The following is a 25,108-nucleotide window of genomic DNA, read 5'->3' on the forward strand; positions in this document are numbered from 1 at the left end:
GCAAGAGCCTTTTGCTTACTTTTGGGCTCCTCCAAAAGTGAGCCGCTGTAAAAGCGGAACCATAGGAGGCCGTTACCGCAGAAATGGATATGTACCCCGCGTACTAAAGCCCACCTGATTATTTGACGAACGGTCATCCGAGTGTTCAGATACCGCCCAGTTTCAGGTGCCTCATGCCGCCGTGCATGAGGTGAAACGGGAAACCGGTGCGCCCTTTTCAGGGTTAGTCCGGTGCTGCCCCCGCAACGGTAAGCGAGTGACGCGTTCGACAGACCACTGGGCCCAAAGGCCTGGGAAGGTGAACGCTTCGAGCCTCGCAAGCCCGGAGACCGGCCTGGAATTTCTGTTTGGCAAACCTGCGGTGGGCGGGCATGGGCCGGTATTGGCGCGTGTCCGGTACTTTCTCCTGCGTGCTTCTGCGAAGATTTTTTTCGAGAAGACCAAAAATGACTCAAATTCCAACTCCTTCCAGCCAGGACCAGCGTCCTGCGCGACTGTATGCCTGTGGCGCCCTGCTCTGCCTGATCAGCCCACCCGCCCTGGCCGACACCTCGGCCATGACCCTCGACCAGCAACTCGTCAGCGCCCCGTCGGTGGAATCCACCACCGTCGCCGAAATGGCGCGCTTTGGCAGCAAGGTCGAGATCATCGACCGCGCCCGGATCGAGCGCGCCGGCCCCGACGCCGACATCACCCGCGTGCTGCAGATGTCAGTGCCCGGCCTCTACGTCGCGCCGAAAAACGGCCCCTTCGACTACGCCAACTATTCGCTGCTGGGTGGGCGCAACGACGACACGCTGATCCTGCTCGATGGCGTGCGCCTGAACAATCGCCTGTACGGTGGGCTCTACCTCGACACCCTGCCGGCCAATGCCATCGAACGCATCGAAGTGCTCAAGGGCGGACAAAGCCTGCTGTTCGGCACCCAGGCCGTGGCCGGGGTGATCAACATCGTCACCCGCAGCGCCCAGACCCGCGAGACCTCCGGTGAACTCAACATGGGCCTGGACAGTTTCATGGGCCGCAGCGGCGACGCGCGCGCCGAGCAGATCGTCAGCAACGGCTTTGGCGACCTTGGCTTGCTGGCGTACGTCAGCCACAACGTCTCCGACGGCTACCAGCCATTTCGCAGCAGTGACATGCGCAGCACCGCCACCGACCGCAAGCGCGGCTACGAAGTCAGCACCTTTGGCGCCAAGGCCACCCAGGCCTTCGGCGACGATTCGCGCCTGGAACTGTTCTACCAGTACAGCGACGCCAACCTGGACTTCGCCCGCCCCACGGACAACCGCAACACCAGCAACGACCGGGTGCAACAGATCGCCACGGCGACCTTCGAACAGCAGGTCAATCAAGACCTGAGCTACTTCCTCAAAGGCCATGTCAACGACTGGGACACCCGCTACACCCGGGTCTACAACCTCGAAGGCGGCGGCACCCGGGTGCTCAACCACAACGACTACTGGGGCTTCACCGACTGGGGCCTGCAGGCCGAGGGCAAAGCCGAACTGCCCGGTGGCCACGTACTGGTGTTCGGCAGCGACAACCAATGGTTCAAGGGCCAGGACGATGTCATGGTCATCGACAACCAACAGGCCGAAGCCCACGCGCTGTATACCCAATTGCGCCCGGTGATCGCCGCGCTACCGGACTGGCACCCGAGCATCGGCGTTCGCCAGGAGCACCTGAGCGGCGGTGAAAGCGCCACGGTCGGCATGCTCACCTCACTCTACGACCTGACGGAGCACTGGGCATTGCGGGGCCAGATCGGCAGCGCCTACAAGCTGCCCAATGCCGAGCAGTTGTACGTCAACGAACCTGGCGAGGAGATGGGCAACCCCAACCTCAAGGCCGAGAAGAGCCGCAATGCCGAACTCGGCCTGGATTACCGGGGCACCCTGCTGGCCCGCGAATTCAGCGCCAGCGTCACCGGCTTTCGCCGGGAAATCGATGACCTGATCACCCTCGACGGCGACCAGTGGGTCAACGGTGATGGCCAGATCCTGGTGCGCGGTATCGAAGTCGACGGCCAATGGCAGCTCAATGATCGCTGGAGCCTGCAAGGCGACATGACCCGCAACCTGGTGGAGGGCCGCAACGGCGTGACCATCAGCAACATCCCGAGCTTCTTCGCCCGCTCACGCCTGGGTTATGAGTCGGACAATCGCTTGTGGGGGGCCGGAGGGGCGCTGCGCTACATCCGTTCGGTGGTCAGCGCCAAGGACGTGGATTACGGCCATTACTCGGTGGTCGATGCCGATGCCTATCGCTACCTGGACAACGCCCGGCGCCACCGCCTGAGCCTGCTGGTGGAAAACCTGTTCGACCGTGACTACGCCACCAGCATGACCACCGGCAGCCCGTCCGTGGAGAACCTCGGCCGGCCGTTCACCACCGAGGTGCGTTACACCTACCGTTTCTGAGGGAGTGCTTGCCATGGAATATGACGTCAACGGCGTGCCGAGCGATCCGGCCTGGTCGAGTATCCCGCCGCACGCCCGCCAGGTGTTCTTGTGCACCGGGCCGCGGTGTGTGGCCAGGGGTTCCCTGGCGCTGTGGAAAACCCTGCGCCGGGAATTGCTCAAGCACGACCGGATCGAAACACCGGCGGGGGTCCTGCTGACCCGCACCGGCTGCCAGTTCCCCTGCAACCTGGGGCCGGTCCTGACCGTGTACCCGGATGCTTGCTGGTACCGGGTGCGCGATGACCAGGAGGTCAAGCAACTGGTGGACGGGCATCTGGTGGCGGGTGCGGTGGTCGCGCATCTGCTGATCGGCGCGCCTGCAGGAGATCCGTCCAATGCTTAGGCGAATGCTGCTCAGTGTGTCGCTCTGTGCCCCGCTACCCGTACAGGCGCAGACCTACGACAACTGCGGGACAACCCGGGAAATCGAACAGGCACCGCAACGAATCATCGCGCTCAACCAGCACAGTGCCGACACCTTGCTGGCCTTGGGAGCCGGTCCGGCGCTGATTGGCGTGGCCTATATCGACGATGACAATGTGGCGATCGAACAGGGCACCTACCGCGGCATCCCCCTGATCTCCAAACGTTATCCATCGGCCGAGGTGCTGTACACCCAGCACGCCGACCTGGTGGTGGGCGGGTTTGCCTCGGCCTTTGCGCAACACCTGAGCTCACGGCCGATGCTGGCTCGCCAGGGCATCGCCAGTTACCTGCTGGAGTCCGCCTGCGACCAGCGCTCGCTGGATTTTTTCGCGCACATCCGTGCCGACCTGCAAACCCTCGGCGCTCTGCTGCAACGCCCCGGGCAGGCGCAGCAATTGAGCGCCGCCCTGGACGCCGACCTGGCCCGGGCCGCGGCGCTGCACAGCGGTGCCAAACCGTTATCGGTGTTCTACCTCGATAGCGAGGCGGACGGCCTGGACAGCGTCGGCAAAAACGCCTTCGTCACGGCCCTGCTCAACGCCGCCGGGGCGCGCAACACCTTCGCCGAGGTCGACCTGGGCCGCCTGAGCGTGAGCCGCGAGACCTTGCTCGACAGTGACCCCGACGTGCTGTTGCTGGCCGACGCCGTCTGGTCTCCGGCCAGCCGCAAACGTTATCTGCTGCGCCACGACCCGGTGCTCTCGCAACTGCGGGCAGTGAAGGAAAACCGCATGCTCGACGTACCATTCGCCCACCTCGTGCCAACGTTCGCCAGCGGGCGCGTGGCGCTGGAATTGGCGCAGCGTTTAAAGGAGATACGCATGGAGCTGTAGCAGCCCGAACGCAGCCTCGCGGAGCTCGACAGCTGCTACGGGCTGCTACGGGACCCCTATGGCCACGCGCTGGACCAGCCCGTCGGCGTGGCAGATGACGCGGTTGCGGCCGGTGGTCTTGGCGGCGTACAGCGCCAGGTCGGCGTCGCTGAGCCATTGCGTGGCGTCGCTGTGCATCGGGTTGAACGCCGCCAGGCCGATGCTCAGGCTGACTTGCAGGGTCGGGCTCTGTTCATAGCCCAGGCCCGAGAAACGGTCGCGCAGGGCGTCCATCGCCTGGACCGCATGGGCCAGCGGCACGTCGGGGAGGATCACGCAGAACTCGTCCCCGCCGTAACGCCCTGCGACGTCCGTGGCGCGCAGGTTCTGCTTGAGGATCTTGCTCAACTGGCGCAGCACAATGTCCCCGGCGACATGCCCGTAGGTGTCGTTGATCGACTTGAAGTGGTCGATGTCGATCAAGGCAATCGCCCCGCCGGCCTGCTGACGCTGGCAGCGCTGGAACTCGATTTCCAGGGCGTCTTTCCAGGCCCCGTGGTTCAACAGCCCGGTCAGGCTGTCGGTGCGACTCAGGGCCAACAGTTCACGTTTGCTTTTGCCCAGGGCATGGGTCTGGCGAAAGCAGATCCAACCGAGTGCCAGCGGGTAGAAGGTCAGCAACGGCAAGCAGGCATACATCTGCAAGGAACTGGTCGGCGGGATGAAGGCCGGCAGGAACAACAACAGCCCAAGCCCCAACCCCAGCAGTTGGGCCAATAGACCGGCGAGCAGGAAGCGCAAACCGCCAATGGCCACGTTGTTCATGGCCATCATCGACAGTGTGGCAACGCTGGGTAACGGGTTGAACTGCATGGCCGCCACCCAGAAGCCGCCCATGAACGAGTCAAGCAACAGGTTGCGATATTCCGCGCGATACGGCACCGCCGAGCGGCGGGTCCACTGGTACGCCAGGTGCGGCCATACCAGGCCGTTGAACAGCATCAATGCCACCAGCCAGACCGGCGGCTTGAGCGGCAGCAGCGCCGCACCCACGCACAACAGGCCCAGCACCAGGCCGAGGGAGCGCGAGGTGTACAGCCTCTTGGCCATTGAAAGTCCCTTTCCTGCAACAGGTTGCATAGGGGGCCAAAGCTCCTCTTGGTACGGCAGATGGGAACCCTGCGACAGCTAGTCCCGCAGACGGCAACACATCGGAGTCTATCAGGGCAACGTCAAATTGCCATCACCGTCCAGCAGCCAGAAAAAGCCGGCCCAGCCTACCCTGCGCCGAAAGATTGACTATAAATGACAGGGACTCATCGCACCGCTGGCGCGGGTGTGCGGCACGACGAAAAACGAGGAGGAGCATGCACACCCATCAGGTTCTGATCATCGGCAGCGGTTTTGGCGGCCAGTGTGCGGCGGTCAATCTGCTCAAGGCAGGTATCGACGATTTCCGTCTGCTGGAGCGGCGTGATTTTTTTGGCGGCACCTGGTGTCAGAATACCTACCCCGGCGCCGCAGTCGATGTGCCCTCCCCGCTCTACTCCCTGTCGTTCGCCTCCTGGCCCTGGACGCAGATGTTCGCCGAGCAGGCCGAGCTGCACCGCTACACCCAACATGTGGTCGAGCACTACCAACTGCGTGACAAGGTCGAGTTGCAGGCCGATGTCGAGCGGGTCGAATGGGACGACAACGCCCGGCAATGGCAGGTCTTCACCCGTGGCAAAGGCACCTTCCGGGCGCAGTTCCTGATCAACGCCTCCGGACCGCTGAGCCAACCGGTGATCCCGGCGTTCGAGGGCCTGCCACGTTTTGCCGGCAGCACCTTTCACAGCAATGCCTGGGATCACCGCTACGACTACCGCAACAAGCGGGTCGCCATCGTCGGCAGCGGTGCCAGCGCGGCGCAGATCATTCCCAGCATTGCGCCGCAGGTCGCCCACTTGCATGTGTTCCAGCGCACCGCGCATTGGGTGCTGCCCCGCGCCGACCGCAGTTTCGGCCGCTTCCAGCGCTGGCTGCTGGGACTCAAGCCGGCCTACAAGCTGCTGCGCTGGCTGATCTACTGGCAATTCGAAACCCGGGTGATTGCCTTCAAGTATTCGAAAACCGCCCTCAAGCTGGTGCAACAGCAAGCGCTCAATCATCTCAAGCGCCAGGTGCCGGACCCGCAACTGCGACAAAAGCTCACCCCGGACTTCACCATCGGCTGCAAGCGGGTGATTCTGTCCAGCACCCTATACCCGGCGCTGAGCCGCGCCAACGTTACCCTGCACGGCCGCGACCAGGGCATCGCCGCACTGGACGAACGGGGCATCCGCACCCTCGACGGCCAGCACCTGGAGCTCGACCTGATCGTCTGGGCCACCGGCTACGACGCCACCGACGGGGTGATCAATTATCCGGTGCTGGGCAAACACGGCACTCGCCTGAGCGACGTCTGGGCGCTCTACCCACGCGCCTACCTGGGTACCAGCCTGCCGGACTTTCCCAACCTGTTTATCGTCACCGGCCCCAACACTGGCATTGGCCATACCTCGGCGCTGTTCATCATCGAGTCGCAGATGAACTACATCCTCGACTGCATTCGCACCCTCAAGGCGCAGGGCCTGCGCAGCATAGAAGTACGCAAGGAGGCCGAAAGCGCCTATACCGAAATGATCCACCAGCAGATGCAGCGCACCGTGTGGAAATCCGGTGGCTGCCACAGCTGGTATCAAAGCAAGAGCGGTCACGTGATCGCGATGTTTCCCGGATTCAGTTTCAGCTACCACCAACTGACGCGCCGACTGAAACCGGGCGACCACATCCTGTCCTGACGAGTACTGGGGAGAACGCGATGGTAATTGTGCTGATCCTTGCGCTGCTGCTGGTCTACTGGACCTGGCGCACCTGGCCGCGTCTCGGCCACCTGCTGTACGACGCCAGCACGGCGTTGGAGGCGCGCCTGTATCGCCTGGAAAAAATCACCATGCCGATTGCCGAAATGGGCATGGTCACCTACCAGGGCGGGCCTGACACGCCGGACCGAACCCTCCTGCTGCTCCACGGCTACAGCGCCGACAAAACCATCTGGCTGCGCTTCGCCCGGCATTTTGTCGACGACTGCCGGGTGATCATCCCCGACCAGGCCGGCCATGGCGAAACCGGGTTCAAGGCCGGTGGCGGCTATGACATCCCGACCCAGGCCGAACGGATGATCCAGTTGCTCGATGCCTGCGGGATCGGCAAGGTCCACGTGATCGGCAATTCCATGGGCGGCTACGTCGCCGCGTGGCTGGCGGCCGCCCATCCAGGACGTATCGCTTCGCTGACGCTGATCGACCCCGCAGGCCTGAGCTCACCCGAGCCCAGCGACATGGAGCGGTTGCTGGCCGCCGGCATTAATCCGTTCCTGATCCACTCGCCGGCTGACTTCAAGCAGCTCTATCGGATGACCATGGCATCCCCGCCCTGGGTCCCGGGCGTGGTGCTGGCGGCCATTGCCGAACGTTACCAGGACCGGCGCGAAGAGCTGGCGGAGATCTTCGAGGACTTTCACGCCAGCCAGCCGATCGGCTCCCGGCTGGCGCTGATCCATGCTCCCACCTTGCTGCTGTGGGGGCGCGAAGACCGCTTGCTGCATGTCAGCAGCGCCGAGGTCTGGGCCAAGGGCATCGCCGGCGCCCGCCTGGAAATCTGGGACGGTATCGGCCACATGCCGATGGTTGAACGCCCGGCGCAGACTGCAGCCTTGTTTCGGCAGTTTCTCGAGCGCCCGCGGCGTTAGCCCGCCGCCAGAGGGCAGTCGAAAAACTACTGATCCGCCCAGCCGACAGCTAGAGACGTGATAACGAGCTGTGCAGCAGTCGTTTGCAGAATGAAGTTCGGAAGAAACTTCGTTTGCAAGCCTCGCCAGCGCCGAACAGAATCGGCCTACTTCACTGTCACTGCGCCGGGATTCCTATTCATGAGCAACCAGAACGTCGTCAGCCCTGACCTGATCCGCCAACGCTTCTCGCGGGCGATGTCGGACATGTACCGCGAAGAAGTGCCGCTGTACGGCGCCTTGATGGAGCTGGTAGCCCAGACCAACGCCCAGGTGCTGGAGCAGGATCCGGCCATCGCCCGGCAACTGCGCGCGACCGGTGAAATCGACCGCCTGGACCTGGAACGCCATGGCGCGATCCGCGTTGGCAGCGCCAGCGAACTGGCCACCCTGTGCCGGCTGTTTGCGGTAATGGGCATGGAGCCGGTGGGTTACTACGACCTTACCCCGGCCGGGGTGCCGGTGCATTCCACGGCGTTTCGCGCGGTGCATGAAAGCGCCCTGCAGATCAGCCCGTTTCGTGTGTTCACCTCGCTGCTGCGCCTGGAACTGATCGCCGACCCCGAGTTGCGCGCCTTCGCCGAATCGGTGCTGACCCGGCGCTCGATCTTCACCACCCAGGCCCTGGAACTGATCGACCAGGCCGAACAGCAAGGCGGTCTCGACGAAGCCCAGGCCGAGGCGTTTGTCGAACAGGCACTGGAGACCTTCCGCTGGCACCACCACGCCACAGTCACCGCCGCGCAGTACCAGCAACTGAGTGCCCAGCACCGGCTGGTCGCCGATGTGGTGGCGTTCAAGGGCCCGCACATCAACCACCTGACTCCGCGCACCCTGGACATCGACATCGTGCAGGCGCAGATGCCCAGTCATGGCATCACCCCCAAGGCCGTCATCGAAGGCCCACCCCGTCGCCAGTGCCCGATCCTGCTGCGCCAGACCAGCTTCAAGGCGCTGGATGAAGCCATCGCCTTCACCGACCAGCAGCAGGCCAGTGGCAGCCACAGCGCGCGCTTCGGCGAAATCGAGCAACGCGGCGCTGCCCTTACGCCCCAAGGCCGGGCTCTTTATGACCGGTTGCTGAATGCCGCCCGCGACGAGCTGCAGGACTTCCCCAACGAAGCCAACGCCGAACGCTACAACCGCCTGATGCACCAGCACTTCGAAGCGTTCCCGGACAGCTACGCAGCTCTGCGTGAGCAAGACCTGGCCTACTTCCGGTTTTTCGTCACTGAACAAGGCCGCGCCGCCCCTGCCCAAGCGCTCGCGGGTCTGAGCCTGGACGCTTTGCTACAGGCCGGTTTCCTGCGGTTCGAGCCGCTGGTGTACGAGGATTTCCTGCCAGTCAGCGCCGCCGGGATCTTCCAGTCGAACCTCGGCGATGCCGCCCAGATCCACTATGCACAGCACTCCAACCAAGCCGCGTTCGAGCAGGCGTTGGGGCGTTCGACCATCGATGAGCTGGGGTTGTATGCGCAAACGCAGCAACGTTCGCTTGAAGAGTGTTACGCGGCGTTGAATCTGCCAGCGCGAAACTGAGGCACGAACATTCAGAAATGTTGTACATCTGAATGTTGTTTGTCGAACTTTTTAGAGAGGAGTTCGCCCAGTGTCATAACCTGGCAATCCTTGCACTGGTAAAGAGCCATGGCACTGGGCGAACGGCGGTGATTTTAATGCAAGTTGGCAGATATGTCCGGTGACAAATTCTGAATAAATGTGCACGACATATTTCAACAGAATTCATAAGCGAAAAAAAACGAAACCCGGTATGGGGTCACCATCACCGGGTCTGGTTTTATCGTGCGGCAATAAATCTTAGTGTGCAGTGGTGACCTTCAGCACGTCGGTGTAGACCACCACCACGCTCTGGTCGACCTTGAGGTTTTTGAGTTTGGCCTGCAGCTCAGGTTTTTCCACGGTCACGGTCTTTTTCAGGCCTGCCGGGTTCTGCAGCGTTACCTGGTTTTTCGCCAGGTCAATGGCGGTGATTTTCAGCTGGACCTTGACCTGACGGTAGGCGGTGCCGCCTGGGTTCGGATTGTTCTCGGTGGCGCGCATTTCGCCGACCCGCTCAACCGAGCCTGGCAGGCTCTTGTCGACATCGGTATCAAGGAACGTGCCGACCGAACGGATAACGTCCAGCTGCACCTTGTCACCGGCCTTGAGGTTGCCCAGGTCCTTGGCTTTGTCGCTCAACTGGATGTGCACCGGCTTGCCTTCGGCGCCTTCGAGTACCACTTCATGATTGGCTGCATCGACGGAAATCACCTTGGTGATCACCTGGTTGGCCTCCACTACTTCCGCCAGTGGAATATCCGCAGCGTAGGCACTGAGGCTGCCGGTAGAAAGCAGGGTGGCAAGTGTGATGGCTTTGGTCAGTGTATGAAGCTTCATGGCGATACATTCCCTGTGCAATAAAATATGGGCAGTGACTTACTACGCAAGCCTAAAGTCTTGTGTGTCGAGTGAGCATAGACATAGATCAGCACTTTTCCTAAAACATTCCTGAACAGGGTCGCGGACTGCGACTGACCACTCAATAACCGGTCATTTCCAGGTAACCGGTGCCCGGGTGAGTGCCACTCACTTGCACCGGACCTTCCCAATAAGGAATGCGCAAGGCCATCCAGGCCCTGGGGTTCAGCGCCGCGACCCGAATGTCCACCCCCTCGCCCGCCACCTTGAGCGACCACTGGGTTGGCAACTGGCGCCCCGCCACCTCGCTACGAGCCAGGGGCGTCAGGCTGATGTCCTGGCGTGACAAGCTCCGGCTGCTGCCGTCCGGGTTGATCCAGGTGCCATTGAGGTAGCCTTGCCCGTCTTTCTCCCGGACCCGGAACAGCATCAGGTGCGCGCCACTGTCCAGATGCAGGGAGAACCAATCCCAGCCGCTCTGCCCGGCCAGCAATGGCTGGCTGCTCCACTCCCGGTCGAGCCAGGCAGGGCCGCTGACCTGGTAACGCACGCCGTCGATCTCCAGGGTGCCGCGCGCCTGGAAAAACGGCTGGCTGTAGTAGTACGAAGCCTGGCCCTGCTCGGACTTGCGACTGAAACCCTGCTCGCCCTGCAGCACCAATGGCCGGTTGGTCGTCAGTTGCAGCTGATAGGCAAAGCCCGCGCCACTGGCCTGCACCTGCATCTCGGCCAGCGGTTCCTGGGCATCAGCCCGGGTGCTCAGGCGCCAGTCATCGATCCACGCATCAAAGGGCACGCCCTGCACCCCGGCCTGACCCACTGCGCCGCGCGCGTAGCGTTCGCCAGCATGGTGCACGGTGGCCGAGGTCACGGCGGCGTGCCCCAGCCAGATCACCTGGCTGGCCCAACCTGGTTGTTCGGGACCGGGCTTGAGCGCGTTGCGAAACAGCGTCCACTGCACTCCGAACTCCCGCCCCTGGGCATCCTTGAGATTGGCCGTGAGGTACCACCATTCAATGCGATAGCCGTCGTGGGCGGCGTGATCGGCGGGAAAGCTCAACGTGCGTCCGGGTGTCACCTGACTGAAGGCTGCCGCGTCGCTACCCAGGCCGGCGAACCCCTGGTCGCCCGACGGCTCATCGCACCCGGTCAATCCCAGCACCAGCAGCAACGCAGACAGCCGGTTAATCTTCATGGGCAAATCGCCTGAGCAAGTCCGCAGGCTGGCTGCGGTACAGCTTGAACAAGGGCCAGGCCGAAGCCAGCAGCGTGGCCAACAGCGCCAACCCCATCAGTTGCGCCAATTGCAGGGGAAACACCCGCAACGGCAGGCGCCAGCCGAATGCCTGCACATTGATCACCGTGTCCAGGCACCAGGCCAGCGCGATGCCCAGGGGCAACGCCAGCACCAGGGTCAGCAACGCCAGTAGCCAGGTCTGCCCGAGGTTGAGCAGCATCAACTGGCGGCGGGTCACCCCCAGCGCCCACAGCGGTGCCAATTGCCCGAGACGACTTTCGCTTTGGGTCAACAGGCTGATGAACAAAGCCACGCCGGCCACCCCCAAGGTCAGGCTGTTGAGCGCCGCGGTGGCGGCAAAGGTGCGCTCGAAGACCTCGCTCGACCAGCCCTTGAGTCGGGCCTGGTCGACGATGCGGCTGTCATCCAGGGCAAAGTCCCTGTGCAAGGCACTGACCAGCGCGGGAATCCGTGCCGGCTGCAGCCGCAGATTGAAACGACTGGGGGCCAGCCCCGGCCAATGCCGTAGCAACTGCTGGGCATTCACCAACAAGTGCCCCTTGGGGTTGCCGTAGTCGGCGTAGATCCCGATCAATTGCACCGACCACGGCCCCTGGGGCGTGGCAATGCTCAGGTGATCGCCCAGGCGCACCTTGAGCCGGCGTGCCAGTTGCTCGCTAAGCATGACTCTCTCCCCCCTCGCCAACTGGTCCCAGGGTTGCTCCCCCAGGGCTTCGAGCAAGGGCCAGTGCGCACGGTAGCTGGGGTCGTCGATCACCCCGTAGAGGTCCGCCGGCCAGCCTTGCAACGACAACGCGACCTGCCAACTGGGCAACACCGCGTCGAGGTGTTGTCGGGGCAGCCAGTCCTGCAAAGCAGTGGCCTGCGCCGGGCTCTGCGGATTGACGTAGAGCTCGGCGCTGAGCCGTTGCTCCAGCCAGTCATTGAAGGTCAGGCGAAAGCCGGCGGTCATGCTGCCAGCCCCGATGTTGGCGGCCAGCGCCAGCAGCAGCGCCATCAGGGCCAGGCTCAGGGCCGGCAATTGCTGGCGGCAATCGGCGAGAAACCACTGCCCGAGTACCGAGCGCCGGCGCCGCGCCAACAGATTCAGCAGCGCGTCGAGCAGCACCGGTAAACCCAGGGCTGCCCCCAGCAGCAGCGCTGCCATCAGCACAAAACCACTGGCCAGGCTGTCGCCCCAGCCCCATGCCAGCAAGCCAATCACCGCAGCCCCCAGGGCGACCCAGGCCTGGCGTCGCAACCAGCGGGCGTGGGCCTGGTGCCAGGCCTGCGGATTGGCCAGCGCCAGCAGTGGCATGCGCGCCGCACGCAGCAGGCTGTTGCCCCCCGCCAGCAAGGCGCCCAACAGGCTCAAGCCCAGGCCACTGAACCACCACCAGGGGCTGAGGCTCAACTGCCCCGCCACCTCGGCGCCGTACAACCCACGCAGGCTGGCGGCAACGTCGGGCAGCAAGACACTGGCCAGCAGGTAACCACTGGCCACCCCCAACAGACCGCCGAGCAAGGCCAGGCCTGCCAGTTCCAGGCACAGGCAGCCGATCAGCGTCCGCCCGCTCACACCGCAGGCGCGCAGGGTCCGGAACAGGCCTCGGCGCTGCTCCAGGGCCAGGCCGATGGCGGCGTGGACGATAAACAGGCCGACGACAAACGACAGCACGCCCAAGGCATCCAGATTCAGGTGAAAGCTCTCGGTGAGCCGCGCCAGATTGTTTTCTTCGCCACTGTGTTTGAGCTGCAAGCGCGCACCCAGTGAGCCGGGCAACGGCGGCGCGCTGGCGGCAAATTCCTTGGGCAGCAGCAGGCGCGAAAGCTGCCCGGGCAATTGCAGCACCTGCTGCGCCACGCCGATGTCCACCAACAGCACGCCGGGCGCCATGTCGGCTTGCCCGTGCAGCGCCGGCAAGGTCCGACCCGTGGTGGTCAGCGGCCGGTCGCCTTCCTTGAGACCCAGGGCCTGCAAGGTTGTCGGGGCAATCCAGGTCCGTCCCGGCGGGCTGACAAAGTCGACCATCTGCTCCAGCTTCAGGGTTTGTCCGGCCAGCGCCGAGCCGATGGGCAACGACAGGGGCTCGATGCCCAATAGTTGCAATCGCTGCTCGGGCTGGTCCTCAAGCTGGATCCGCGCCTGCAACACTGGCGACACCGGCCAACCCGCCCGGCGCAACTCGACGAACAGCTGTTGCCCGAAGGTTGCGCCATCGACGGCTGCGAGGCTGGCCTGGGGTTCGCCGCCGATCAACTGACTGGCCCGGGCGTAGCTGTCGCGCGCCTGGCTGTTCAGCGCCTCGACCCCAGTCAGCAGGCCGCTGGCCAGCCACAAGCCGGTGAGCACACTGAACAACTGCACCGGGTGCCGGCGCCAGTGACTGAGCAGCGCCCGTAAGGTTTCCCGCCAGACTTTCATGACCGCGGGCCGGAGTCGACCAGGCGTCCGCCGTGCAACACCACCCGCTGCGCCAGCCGCGCCGCGATCCGCGGACTGTGGGTGACCATCAGCAAACTGCTGGGGCTGTCGGCGAGCAGTTCGAGCATCAAGTCGAGCACCTCATCGCTGGTGCTTTCATCGAGACTGCCGGTGGGCTCGTCGGCCAGCAACAAGGGCGGTCGCGAGGCCAGCGCCCGACCCAGCGCCACGCGCTGCTGCTGGCCGCCGGACAATTGTTCCGGGTAGCGCTTGAGCAGATCCCCCAGGCCCAGGCGTTCCACCAGTTGCGCCTGCCAGGCCGGATCAAGGCGCCCGGCCAGACGCGCCTGGAAGGCCAGGTTGTCTTCCACGCGCAAGCTGCCGATCAGGTTGAACTGCTGGAACACCAGGCCGATTTCAGTGCGTCGCCAGTGGGCCCGCTGGCGTTCGTTCATCCGCTCCAACGGCTGCTGGTTGATCCGGATGCTGCCGCGATCGACCTGGTCCAGCCCGGCCACCAGGTGCAGCAGCGTGCTTTTTCCACTGCCCGACTCGCCCATCAGCGCCAGGCTACTGCCCTGTTCCAGGCGCAGGTCGACCCCCAACAACACCGCCAAGGGTCCCTGGGCGGTGGCGTAGCTCTTGAACACCCCTTGAACCTCCAGCATGGGCAACGCTCGCTCGGTGACACAGAGCTCAAGGATAGCGGACCGGGTCATCGGCCCTGCATGGTTTTTGTCGTTTGACGATTGCCGGGGTGCCAAGTGCGCGCCCTAAGCTCAAGACTGGAATAGCCATAACGATAAAAACGGAGACTCCATGCCTCGTTTCACACTGTCCACCCGTGGCCTGCTGGCCGCCTTGATCGCCGCCTGCCTGGCCCAGTCCGCTGGTGCCAGCCAAGCCCCCGCCGCCGCCAGCCCCCTGACCGCTGCCAGCAACGCCGCCGTCCTCAAGCAATTGCCTTTCAGCGACCGCACCGACTACGAGTCGGTCAACCGCGGATTGATCGCCCCGTTCAAGGGTCAGATCAAGAGCGCCGACGGCAAGGTGATCTGGGACATGCAGGCCTACGCCTTCCTCGACAAGGACCAGGCCCCCGACACCGTCAACCCGAGCCTGTGGCGCCTGGCCCAGCTCAGCGCCCATGCCGGGCTGTTTGAAGTCAGCGACAAGATCTATCAGGTGCGCGGCCTGGACCTGGCCAACATGACCATCATCGAAGGCGATGACGGGCTGATCATCATCGACCCCTTGACCATGGCCGAAACCGCCAAGGCCGCCCTCGACCTCTACTACCAGAACCGTGCGCACAAGCCGGTGGTGGCGGTGATCTACAGCCACACCCACGTCGACCACTTCGGTGGCGTGCGCGGGGTGATCGACGAAGCCGACGTCAAGGCCGGCAAGGTCAAGGTGTTCGCGCCATCGGGGTTCATGGAACATGTGATGAGCGAGAACGTCTACGCCGGCAACGCCATGAGCCGCCGTGCGCAGTTCCAGTTCGGCAGCCTGTTGCCCCGGGGCGACAAGGGCCAGGTGGACGCCGGTATGGGCAAGAACACGCCATCGGGCGGCACCATCACCCTGATCCCGCCGACCGACCTGATCAGCCAGGAAATCGAGACTCGCACCATCGCCGGCATCGAGGTGCAGTTCCAACTGACCCCGGGCACCGAAGCACCGTCGGAGATGAACCTCTACCTGCCGCAGTTGCGAGCCTTGTGCATGGCGGAAAACGCTACGCAGATGATGCACAACATCCTCACTCCGCGCGGCGCTCCGGTGCGCGATGCCAAGGCCTGGTCGCAATACCTGGACAGCAGTCTGACGCGTTACGGCGACAAGACCGACGTACTCTTTGCCCAGCACAACTGGCCGACCTGGGGTGGCGAGCGCATCCGCACCTTCCTCGCCGATCAGCGCGACATGTATGCCTTCCTCAACGACCGCACCCTGCACCTGTTGAACCAGGGCCTGACGCCGATGGAGATCGCGCAGAACATGCAAAAGCTCCCGGGCGACCTGGAGAACAAGTGGTACACCCGCAGCTACTACGGCTCGCTGAGCCACAATTCACGGGCGGTGTATCAGCGCTACATGGGCTTCTATGACGGCAACCCGTCGAACCTCAACCCGCTGCCGCCGGTGGAAACCGCCAAGCATTATGTCGAGGCCATCGGCGGTAGTGCGGCCGTGATTGGCAAGATGCGCGAGGCCATGACCAAGGGCGATTACCGCTGGGCCACGCAACTGGGCAATCAGTTGATGTTCGCCGAGCCGGACAACAGCGAAGGCCGCGAAACCCAGGCCCAGGCGCTGGAACAACTGGGCTACCAGAGCGAGAACGCCACCTGGCGCAACATGTACCTGACCGCCGCCATGGAACTGCGCAATGGTGTGCCACCGACTGCCGGCAGTTCGGTGTCGGTGGACATGGTGCGGGCGCTGACCCCGGAGATGTTCTTCGACTTCCTGGCCATTCGCCTGAACAGCGAGAAAGCCGTCGGCCATGACCTGACGTTGAACTGGACCTTCAACGACCCGAACCAGGCCTACAACCTGACCTTGCGCAACGGCGTGCTGACCCACCGCAGCGGCAGCAATCCCCAGGCCGACGCCAGCGTCAGCATGAGCAAGGCCACCCTGGAGCAAATCAGCCTCAAGCAACTGGACTTCCCGACGGCGATCCAAAAAGGCCTGGTCACGTTGCAGGGCGACGGCAAGAAACTGGGTCAGCTGCTGGGCAGCCTGGACACCTTCAGCCCGCAGTTCAATGTGGTTACGCCCTGATCGCGGGCAAGCCGCAAGCGGGCGCCCGCTCCCACAGTAGTTTTGGGTGCTCACAGATTCTGTATACACCACATCAAACCTGTGGGAGCGGGCTTGCCCGCGATGGCGGTGTGTCAGGCACCATCGATGTTGAATGGGCTGGCCCCATCGCGGGCAAGCCCACTCCCACAGTGATTTTGGCTGTTCACAGATTCTGTATATACCCAGCAAACCTGTGGGAGCGGGCTTGCCCGCGATGGCGGTGTGTCAGGCACCATCGATGTTGAATGGGCTGGCCCCATCGCGGGCAAGCCCGCTCCCACGGTGGTTTGGGGTGCTCGCGATGCCGGTGGGTCAGGCCTGGACGATCTCCACTGCCGGCATCTGCCAACGCTGCTCGATCACCTGCCGCTCGGGGCCGTACAGGCGCAGGATCAGGGTGAAGGCGCCGTCTTGTGGGGCCGGCAACCAGTTGCTCGAGGTCTCGGGGGCGGTGCTCTGCACCAGCAGGGTCAGACCACCGTCGGCGTCCGGCTGCAGGTGATCGCGGCTGCTCAGGCAATAGCGATCGATGGGGTTGGCCACCAGTTGCCGGTCCGGCAGGTCGTAGAGGGTCAGTGACCAGAATTCGCTGGCCGGTGGCAACTGCCCCGGGGCAAAGCGCAGGCGGTAGCGGCGCCCGCCCACCAACGACTGACCCTGGTTGTCCCGCTGGCTGCCGGTGTAGAACGCCTCTTCGACGCTGTTGCCGTAGATACCCATGGCCGCCCCCAGGGCGCGGTTGAGGTAGTTGTTGTGCATGGCTTCGCGGTTGCCGAACATACCCAGGGTGCTACGGACCTTGGCCCCGGCGACCTTCATCTCTGCCTGGGCCTGCTGGATACCCGCCAGCAATGCCTGCAACTGCTGGGCAGACAACGCGGCCGGATCAAAAGCTTGCCCCGCAACGATGCCGATCCGCGCAAAGCGTTCATGCAACGCTTGCTCACTCGGTTGGACCGGACACAGCGTGAGGATCTGGTTCAACTGATTGATGAACCCTGGCCCCAGCCCGGTCTTGCTGTCCCACGCCTGCCACGCGATGGCGGGTGCTGCTGCGGGTACCGGGGTACCGGCATACTCGTGCAGCGAGCGCAGGCGATACTGCTGCTGCAAGGCACGCACCGCCGGCATGTCCTCGGTGTTCTTCAGCGCGGTGCGGCCCAGCACCATGACGATCTCGGTTTCACTGCGCAGTACGGCCTTGATCCCGGCCGGGGTTGCGCCCGTCCAGCCAGGCCCGGCGATCAGGTAGTCCCCCGCCTCGCGCCCGGTGCTCAGCACCCCGACATAGGCAAAGTTGTGGGTGTATTGATCCACCAGCTGGTGCACGTAGTAACGGTCCTCGGCCACTGCCGGCACGCTCAAGACCTGTGGCTCACTGCGCAGGTCCAGCCAGGCCCAGGAGTACGGCGTGTCATTGTTCGGCGTGACAATTTCGCGGTTCTTCGGCGTGTACAGGCTGCTGTAGTGACGAAAGCGATTGAAGCCGCCGACATACTCGGCAGCACTGGGGTCGAGCACCTGCTTTTCCATGGTCTGGTAGTGCATCAGCATCGGGTAGGCGTAGATCCACGCGTCCCGGGTGATGGCCTGGATATCCTCGGCAGAGGTTGGGTAGACCTGGCTGGCGGCCAGCAACCAACTCGGACACGCCAGTGCGGCACCGGCCACACTCATGCCGGCGAGCAGACGACGACGGCTGAAAGGAGCATTCATGGTTCAGCCCTCGCCCTTGATGGCTTCGATGGTCGGTAATGAGTAGCTGCCATCCAGTGCCCGCTGTTGTGGCAGGTACAACCGCAGCATCAGGTTGAACGGACCTTGCGGCGTCGGCAGCCAGTTGCTCTGGGCGTCCTGTGCCGGGGTCGCGTGCGCCAGGGTCAGGGTCAGGCCGCCATCGGCGTCGTATCGCAGGTCGGGGCTGCGATCACCCAGGGAGTAACGCGCCAGCGGGTTGGCCACCAGCAATTGGCTCTTGCCGTCGTACAGGGTCAGGGACCAGAAGGCATTCACCGGTGGCAACTGCCCGGCGGCGAAATGCAGGCGATAGGTTTTATTGCCATCGAGTAGCTGGCCCTGGGCGTCGTGCAGTGCCATGGGGTACAGCGCTTCGGCAGGATCGTTGGCATAGATGTAGCGCCAGGCCACAGCCGCGCGAGTCAGGTCATCGTCACCGAACTTGCCGACGTTGGACGGCGAGCGGAACCAGCCTTGCTGCTCCACGGACAGTTTGCTGGAGGCCACTCGCACCTGGTCGCGGCCGGCTTCGGCGCCTTCGGCCACTGCGTCCTTGAGGTCTTGCGGCGGCACGAATGCGCCGCCTGGCTGGATGCCGATTTCGGCATAGCGTGCCAGCTTCTGCTGTTCGGCGGGGGTCCACTGGTGCAGCGCCGCGAGGCGATTGAAGCGCTCGAACAACGCCACCGCCGGCCCCTGCTTGCTGTCCTCATAGGCCGGTAACTGCAGGGTGGGCAGCGCCGCGGGTGCCGGGTTCCCCAGCGCCTTGGACAGGGGCTGCAAGGCGTAGCCCTTGAGCACCTGCGCCGCCTGCGTGAGATCGTCGGCACCCTTGACCTCGGTGCGCCCGATCAGGAACACCACGCGGCTCGGCGAGCGAATCACCCCGTTGAAACCGGACGGCACCTCACCCTGCCAGTCTGGACCGGCGATCAGGTAGCGCCCGGCCTTGCTGCCGGTCGCGCGGGTGCCGATGTAGTCAAGGTTGTCGGTGCGCAGGTCCACCAGTTGGAAGTTGTAGTATCGCCCCTCGACCTCGGGGACTTGCAGCACCTGGGGTTCGCCGCGCAGGTCGAGCAAGGCGCGCGAGTAGAAGGTGTCGTTGTTCGGGGAAACCACTTTGTTGTCTTGCGGGCCGAGCAGTCGTGGCTCGCTGTACAGCATGTTGAACGGCAGCTTGGCGGCGATGGCGCTGAGCACCTTGAGGTGTTCGCCGGTGGCGTAGGCAAACACATAAGCCTCTTGGGCCAGGGCCCGGGCTTGCGGTTGATCGAGGCTGGCGGCTTGTACGGCGCTCGCGCTGAGCCCCAAGGCTAATGCGGAAATCCAGTGGCGCATGGAAATGTCTCCTGACAGCAATGAATGCGGCGCTCAGTGCCCGCTTTGTAGGAGCGGGCCCCGCAGGACGGGTTACTTGGCCCAGCGTCGCAGGTCCGAGGGGGTGTAGTCGTCGGTCTTGGCGGCAAAACCCACGCGCATCGGCTCGGTCTCTTCGTTGGCCAGGCCTCCGGCGTAGTAGCGCCCGGCGATCAGGTCGTACGAGGTTTCCAGGACGTTGTAGGTGAACCCGTGATCGTAATGCTGGATCGCGTGCAACTCACCGCTGCGCCACAGTTCGCCACGGCTGTCGTACTGATCCGATTGCGCGATCTGCCAGCTGTCTTCATCGATATAAAACCGACGCTTGCCGTAGATGTGCCGGGCATTGGGCTTGAGCGTGGCTTCCACCACCCAGACCCGGTGCTTCTCGTAACGGGCCAGGTCCTGGTTGACGTGGTTGGGCTTGATCACCGCGTCGTACTTGAGGTCGCGACTGCCGATCTTGTAGCTGTTGTAGGGGATGTACAGCTCTTGCTTGCCCACCAGCTTCCAGTCGAAACGGTCCGGCGCACCGTTGTAGCCATCGATGTTGTCGGCAGTAATCAGGCCGTTGCTGTAACGGGCGCTGTTGTCGTAGGCGATCATCGGCGCACGACGCACCCGACGCTGCCCCGGCAGGTATTGCCAGGCTGAACGCGGCTCGGCCACCTGGTCGATCGGCTCGTGCACCAGCACCGCTTCACCGGACAGACGGGCCGGTTCCAGCACCCGACTCTTGAACATGAACAGGGTGTTGTTGCCCGGCTCAAGCCCGCTGATGGTGTCGGCGAAGTTGATCAACGACTGGTTGCGCACGTAGCTGGTGGCGCCGTTCTCGCGCACCAAAGCCGAGCTGCTGATGCGCTCGTAGCTGCCGCCACGGTAGCGGGTCATGTGGTTCCACATCACCTCCAGGGCTTCGGTGGGCAGCGGGAACGGAATGCCATGGACGTAGTCGTGCAGGCCGTTGCCGCCATCGGCCAGGCTGGTCTTGGCGACGTTTTCCCGGCTCTGCTCGAGCACCGTCTTGGGCAGGTTGGCGCTGCGGTGCGTGGGGTAGATGTGCATCTTGTAGGTATCGGGGTAGCGCTTGAACATCGCCACTTGCCCCGGGCTCAGAAACTTCTGGTACTGCGCCAGGTTTTGCGCGGTGATGGTGAACAGCGGCTTCTCACTGGCGTAGGGGTCGCTGTACCCGCCCTTGGCGTCGACCGTGCCGGCGTTGCCCGCCAGGCCCCCGGTCCAGGCTGGAATACTGCCGTCGGCGTTGGCGGCCATTTCCGACCCCATCGGCGTCAGGGTCTTGCCCAGGGCCGCCGGATCACTGCCTTTGGCCTGCGCCAGGCTCGCCGCGCAGGCCAGGGCCAGCACACAAAGTTGCATACGCATCACTGATACTCCTTAGAAGTCGACCTTGAAGCTGACCGAGGCAAAATCGCGGTCGTCCAGGGTGCTGTAGTCGTTCGAGCCGAAGAAGCTGTTGTAGGCCAGCTCCACGCTGTAGTCGTTGAGGTAGTTGGCGGTCAGGCTCAGGCCCAGCGCTTGCTGGCCTTCCTGGAACGGCCCTTGGGGGTCATAGGAATAACCCGAGACGTCATGGCGCCAGTTGACCGCCGGGATCAGGTTGACCCCCGGGAACACGTCGCTGTATTCCAGGCTGGCACGCAGGCGATAACCCCAGGACCAGTCGGTGGCGAAGCCCTTGTCGGTGCAATATTGGTTGGTCACACCCGAGGCCACGGTGTTGCACTGCGCGCCATTTTTCGGGCTGCTGCGGCCAAAGGCGGCGTTGCGTCCCAGGCGCTCGTCACCGAGGTCCTCGATGTGCACCACCCCGGCCTCGCCGAACAGGCTCAGGCGCGTGGCACCGAGGATGTTGTCGTAGGCCTGGGTCGCCGAACCGGTCATCTGCCACACGCCCTTGCGTACCCAGCCGTCGTAGCGGTCGCCATGGGTGTTATCAAACCCGCTCGGCAGGTCGACCCAGGAGCTGCCGCCCGGCCCGGAAATCACCGCAACGTTGATGTCCGGGGCGTTGATCGCCAGCGGCATGTTCGGCCGGTAGCTGATTTCGCCGGCCAGGGAGATGCCCGAATTCGGCTCGACGCCATTGAGGCTGAAACCGTACAGGCGAATGTCCTCGGGGAACGCCGCCGCATAGCTGGGGTTCTGGATGCCGCCGGGGAACGTCCCGGGCTGGGTGACATCCCGCGCGTCGAGGGTGAAGTACGGCAGGCGCGAGTGATAGTTGATGAAGTAGATCGCCGCTTCCGCGTCGTTCAGCGCCGGGATCATGTTGCGCAGGGCAAAGCCGAACTGGCCGTTATCGGACGGCGATTCGTTGCCACGGGAGGTGGCGTAGAGCCCGGCGCTCTGCATTTGCTGATCGGTCTGTACCTGGCTCAGGTACAGCGGTCCGCAGCCCTTCTGGATCGCGTCGCTGCTGGCGAAAAACGTGCCGCAGCCGTCGAGCACGCTGGGCCGCCAGTTGTACTGGTAAAAGCCTTCCAGGTTCAGAGTGTCGGTCAGGCCGAGGCTGAAGGAGAGCATCTCCACCGGCAACTGGCCTTCCTTGATCTCCACCCCGGGACGGTTGAACGCCGAGACGTCCAGCGGGTTGATCACGTTGATGCCGTTCTGGATCAGCAGCGACTCACCCCAGGACAACACCTGGTTGCCGACCTTGACGTTAAGCGGGCGGTCAGCGACCACGAAGTCCTTCCACAGATAGGCGTCCAGGGTCTTGAAACCCTTGAACTTGGACAAGTCGTCCCAGCCCGAATCGTCGAACTGCTTGAAGCGTCCTTCGCCGTTTTCGTAGGCCTCGTCGTACCAGTACTTGAACCGCAGAAAGGCCCCCTGCCCCTGCCCGTCAAGACTGAAATCGGTCAGGCCCTTGAAGATCTGCGAGATCTGGTCGCCCTTCTCGAAGTTCAGCCGGTTGTCGTCGGCGCTGACGCTGCTGCCATTGGCCTGCACATGCTGTGCCTGCAGGGCATTGGCCCGGGTCATCATGCTTTTGTCGGGATTTTGCGTCGACCAACTGCTGCCCAGGGACAGGGTGGTCTTGGTCGACAGGCTCCAGTCTTCGTTGAACTCGAAGGTGGTCGCCTGGGCAGGTGCGACCATGGCCGCCAGGATGGCCAGGGCTAGCGGTTGCGGTCGGGTGTGGCCAAGCCTTTTGCGTCGTGGCGCGACGCAGGCGTTGGCCGAGCATGTTTTTATCATTATTAGGCTCCGGTCAGATGTACTCAGCCCGGTCAAAATGCCCAACAATCCAACAACAGGCGCAAGCGTGGCGCGACAAAAAATGATCATCCGGCTTTTTAGGCCGGGTCAGCGCAACCCTGGAAGTGCCCAAGGCGAAACTGCTTGGGGGTGATACCGAACTGCTTGCGGAAGGCGCGGATGAAATTGCTCGGCTGGCGATAACCCAGGCGCTCGGCAATCCGCTCGATCGGCTGGTCGCCAGCGGTCAACCAGTGCCGCGCCAACTCCAGGCTGTCAGTGCGGGTCTCGTTGGGCGCCGCCGCTTGCCAGTGGCGCAGCATGCTCTGGTGCAAAAAGGGATGGGCGCTGAGCACGGGCAGTTCCAGGCTGAGCCTTGGCAGGATCAGACACGGGTGCTCGGCCACCTCGGTGCTGACCCCCTGCCCATCCAGCCATTCGCCAGCCGCCTGCCCGGGTGCCAGGCGCACGCGGCTGAACAACTGGGCCGGTGCCAGGCCAACTCGCCGCGAAATGTTGCGCACCAGGCTCAAGGTGGCAGCATCAAGGCCAAAAAAATGCGGCATCTGCCGGGCCGGGCGCAGGTGCAGACGGGCCTCGTCGGTGCTTTCCTCGAGCTCGGCCAGGACATGGTTGGTGACCCGCGGCAGATAGTCGGTAAAACAGCGCAGGCTGGCGCGCAAGGTGGCGGCCGAGTCCAGCAGGATGTTCATGCCTTGCAGGCAACTGGTGGCCATGCCATTGACCAGGTCACAGCCGAAGTGGCGCCCAACGCCGGCGTTCTCGCATTCACGCCACAACTGTTCCACCAGGTGCGCCGGGATGTGCTGATGCTGGTCGTCGAGCCAGGACAGGCTGATACCGGCACGCTGCAACAAGACTTGCTCACACAGGCCGACCTGGCGGGCATGACTGAGGATGGTGCGGGTGAAGGCACTGGAGGCGAACGTTTGATCAGGCATGAGCGAGCGCTGCAGGCAAAAGAGGGTTGTACTTATGCCAGCCCGTATGCTATCGATCAAATGCATTAAAAGTATCCAACGAATGCAGGAGACGCATAGTGGACCTCCGTCAGCTTCGCCACCTGGTGGCCCTGGCCGATTACCGCAGTTTTGTGCGGGCGGCCGAGGCGATCAACCTCAGCCAGCCGGCCTTCAGTCGCAGCATCCAGACCCTGGAGCGCGACCTCGATTGCGCGCTGGTGGAGCGCAGCAGCCGCGAGTTTCGCCTGACCGGCCAGGGCCAACTGGTGCTGCAGCATGCCCGACGCCTGCTGGCGGGCAGCCAGGCGCTGCACAACGAGTTGATGCAATACAACGGCCTGACCGGCGGTGAGCTGCATTTCGGCTGTGGGCCCTACCCAGCGCAATTGCTGGTGCCCGAAGCCCTGGCCGAATTCATCAGCGCCCACCCGGCCATCCGTACCCGCTTTCACCAGGGCGACTGGGAACAACTGGCAGGCTGGCTCAAGGAGCAGCAGATCGAATTCCTGGTCGCCGATTCGCGCTATTTCACCGGCGATCCGCAGTACCAGGTGCAGTTACTGCGACCCCGTCGCGGGCGGTTCTTCTGCCGCGCCGGACACCCCTTGAGCCACGGCCGGCCGCTGGCACTGCGGGCCCTGCTCGACTACCCGGTGGTGGGCACGCGGATCCCGCCGATGATCCGCAAAATCCTCGCCGACGTGCAGGGCGAAGCCGACTTCGAGACCCGCGTGGAATGTGCCCAGTTCGACGCGATCCGCCGCGTAGTAATGCGCTCCGACGCCGTCGGCCTCGCCACCATGGAAGCCTTGAGCGAGTTGGCGCTCAAGGGCGAAATCAGCCTACTGAGCTTCACCGACATCCCCACAGACGACCCGGGACTGCAGCTGCATTACGGAATCGTCAGCCGCGCCGGACACTCCCTGACCCCAGCGGCCCTGGCCATGGTCGATGCGATTGTGCGGGTGGATCGACGCTTGCTGGAACTGGAAGGCGCGATGGTATAACCCACCCGGCCGACAAGCAGATCGCCGTGCGGCGACTTTTGATCTTGATCCCCCTGCACCGTCGGCAGGATTGAAAGGCGGCGAGGACTGCGTCCTCGAACGCAGCCTCGCGGGCTCGGCAGCTGCTACGGGGGTTGGGGTATTACCGAGATCTGTGGTTTGGCGCAGATCGCCATCGCGGGCAAGCCCGCTCCCACAATAGAGATATCCCAGCCAAGAAAAACAGGCCGGCCGGCAGGCCGCCTCGCCCGCTTTTACCACTCAGGCCGACTGTCAGGTCGCCGTGCTCTTGCTTTTGATCTTGATCCACCCGCCCCTTCGGCAGGCTGAGCGAAGGTGTCCATCAGGGGGGAGGCGCGTAGCGCCGTGCGGCGAAGCCGCATGCA

18 protein-coding genes and 1 riboswitch are annotated in these 25,108 nt (G+C 63.8%); of the genes, 8 read left to right on the forward strand and 10 right to left on the reverse strand.

Going from position 1 to position 25,108, the window contains the following annotated elements:
• Positions 1-147: 147 nt before the first annotated feature.
• Positions 148-353: riboswitch (cobalamin riboswitch) on the forward strand.
• Between the two features lie 204 nt (positions 354-557).
• From ACIOVD_RS27180 to ACIOVD_RS27190, 3 genes are read left to right on the forward strand one after another with little or no spacing between them, the layout of a single operon-like run.
• Positions 558-2,423, forward strand: a complete 1,866-nt coding sequence (locus tag ACIOVD_RS27180) for a TonB-dependent receptor plug domain-containing protein (protein WP_401131260.1) — start codon at positions 558-560, stop codon at positions 2,421-2,423.
• A gap of 13 nt (positions 2,424-2,436) precedes the next feature.
• Positions 2,437-2,808, forward strand: coding sequence for a (2Fe-2S) ferredoxin domain-containing protein (locus ACIOVD_RS27185; RefSeq protein WP_401131237.1), 372 nt, complete (start codon positions 2,437-2,439; stop codon positions 2,806-2,808).
• Positions 2,801-3,724, forward strand: a complete 924-nt coding sequence (locus ACIOVD_RS27190; RefSeq protein ID WP_401131239.1) for an ABC transporter substrate-binding protein — start codon at positions 2,801-2,803, stop codon at positions 3,722-3,724. Before ACIOVD_RS27185 ends, ACIOVD_RS27190 begins: the two co-directional genes overlap by 8 nt.
• Positions 3,725-3,769: 45 nt before the next feature.
• Here ACIOVD_RS27190 and ACIOVD_RS27195 read toward each other — a convergent pair whose 3' ends face one another.
• A complete protein-coding gene (locus tag ACIOVD_RS27195; protein ID WP_095171886.1) occupies positions 3,770-4,843 on the reverse strand; it encodes a diguanylate cyclase in 1,074 nt (357 codons plus the stop codon).
• 227 nt (positions 4,844-5,070) lie between these two features.
• On the opposite strand from ACIOVD_RS27195, the gene ACIOVD_RS27200 reads away from it, so the two are divergent.
• The 3 genes from ACIOVD_RS27200 (at position 5,071) to ACIOVD_RS27210 (ending at position 9,053) form a co-directional block, all read left to right on the forward strand.
• On the forward strand, positions 5,071-6,525 hold the full coding sequence (locus tag ACIOVD_RS27200) for an NAD(P)/FAD-dependent oxidoreductase (RefSeq protein WP_095171887.1): 1,455 nt from the start codon (positions 5,071-5,073) through the stop codon (positions 6,523-6,525).
• A 20-nt stretch (positions 6,526-6,545) separates the two neighbouring features.
• Positions 6,546-7,475: an alpha/beta fold hydrolase gene (locus ACIOVD_RS27205; RefSeq protein WP_401131242.1), complete on the forward strand. Its 930-nt coding sequence runs from the start codon at positions 6,546-6,548 to the stop codon at positions 7,473-7,475.
• 180 nt (positions 7,476-7,655) lie between these two features.
• The gene (locus ACIOVD_RS27210) at positions 7,656-9,053 is read left to right on the forward strand and encodes a VOC family protein (protein WP_401131244.1); all 1,398 of its coding nucleotides are present in this window, start codon (positions 7,656-7,658) and stop codon (positions 9,051-9,053) included.
• Between the two features lie 279 nt (positions 9,054-9,332).
• Here the strand turns inward: ACIOVD_RS27210 and ACIOVD_RS27215 are convergent, their stop codons facing one another.
• The 4 genes from ACIOVD_RS27215 to ACIOVD_RS27230 all read right to left on the reverse strand — a co-directional run bounded on the left by ACIOVD_RS27215 (position 9,333) and on the right by ACIOVD_RS27230 (position 14,262).
• Entirely contained in the window at positions 9,333-9,911 is a 579-nt protein-coding gene (locus ACIOVD_RS27215) for a hypothetical protein (protein ID WP_095171892.1), read from the reverse strand.
• 142 nt (positions 9,912-10,053) lie between these two features.
• The gene (locus ACIOVD_RS27220) at positions 10,054-11,127 is read right to left on the reverse strand and encodes a lipocalin-like domain-containing protein (RefSeq protein ID WP_159996811.1); all 1,074 of its coding nucleotides are present in this window, start codon (positions 11,125-11,127) and stop codon (positions 10,054-10,056) included.
• Positions 11,117-13,594 (reverse strand): ABC transporter permease, encoded by a 2,478-nt coding sequence (locus tag ACIOVD_RS27225; protein ID WP_401131247.1) that lies wholly within the window; start codon positions 13,592-13,594, stop codon positions 11,117-11,119. The genes ACIOVD_RS27220 and ACIOVD_RS27225 overlap by 11 nt, the downstream gene beginning before the upstream one ends.
• Entirely contained in the window at positions 13,591-14,262 is a 672-nt protein-coding gene (locus ACIOVD_RS27230; RefSeq protein WP_159996815.1) for an ABC transporter ATP-binding protein, read from the reverse strand. Before ACIOVD_RS27230 ends, ACIOVD_RS27225 begins: the two co-directional genes overlap by 4 nt.
• A gap of 151 nt (positions 14,263-14,413) precedes the next feature.
• Between ACIOVD_RS27230 and ACIOVD_RS27235 the strand changes: the two genes are divergently transcribed.
• Entirely contained in the window at positions 14,414-16,387 is a 1,974-nt protein-coding gene (locus ACIOVD_RS27235; protein ID WP_401131249.1) for an alkyl/aryl-sulfatase, read from the forward strand.
• A 333-nt stretch (positions 16,388-16,720) separates the two neighbouring features.
• Here ACIOVD_RS27235 and ACIOVD_RS27240 read toward each other — a convergent pair whose 3' ends face one another.
• The 5 genes from ACIOVD_RS27240 to ACIOVD_RS27260 all read right to left on the reverse strand — a co-directional run bounded on the left by ACIOVD_RS27240 (position 16,721) and on the right by ACIOVD_RS27260 (position 23,694).
• Positions 16,721-18,124, reverse strand: coding sequence for a DUF1254 domain-containing protein (locus ACIOVD_RS27240; RefSeq protein ID WP_401131251.1), 1,404 nt, complete (start codon positions 18,122-18,124; stop codon positions 16,721-16,723).
• A gap of 3 nt (positions 18,125-18,127) precedes the next feature.
• Positions 18,128-19,483 carry a DUF1254 domain-containing protein gene (locus ACIOVD_RS27245; protein WP_401131253.1) on the reverse strand — a complete coding sequence of 452 codons (1,356 nt, stop codon included), beginning with the start codon at positions 19,481-19,483 and terminating at the stop codon, positions 18,128-18,130.
• 72 nt (positions 19,484-19,555) lie between these two features.
• Positions 19,556-20,893, reverse strand: a complete 1,338-nt coding sequence (locus tag ACIOVD_RS27250) for a DUF1329 domain-containing protein (protein ID WP_401131255.1) — start codon at positions 20,891-20,893, stop codon at positions 19,556-19,558.
• 12 nt (positions 20,894-20,905) lie between these two features.
• The gene (locus tag ACIOVD_RS27255) at positions 20,906-22,732 is read right to left on the reverse strand and encodes a DUF1302 domain-containing protein (RefSeq protein WP_159996825.1); all 1,827 of its coding nucleotides are present in this window, start codon (positions 22,730-22,732) and stop codon (positions 20,906-20,908) included.
• Between the two features lie 98 nt (positions 22,733-22,830).
• On the reverse strand, positions 22,831-23,694 hold the full coding sequence (locus tag ACIOVD_RS27260) for an AraC family transcriptional regulator (protein ID WP_159996827.1): 864 nt from the start codon (positions 23,692-23,694) through the stop codon (positions 22,831-22,833).
• 98 nt (positions 23,695-23,792) lie between these two features.
• On the opposite strand from ACIOVD_RS27260, the gene ACIOVD_RS27265 reads away from it, so the two are divergent.
• A complete protein-coding gene (locus ACIOVD_RS27265) occupies positions 23,793-24,722 on the forward strand; it encodes a LysR family transcriptional regulator (protein WP_401131258.1) in 930 nt (309 codons plus the stop codon).
• Positions 24,723-25,108: the final 386 nt, after the last annotated feature.

Source organism: Pseudomonas sp. NPDC087626, assembly GCF_044743405.1.
Taxonomy (GTDB): domain Bacteria; phylum Pseudomonadota; class Gammaproteobacteria; order Pseudomonadales; family Pseudomonadaceae; genus Aquipseudomonas.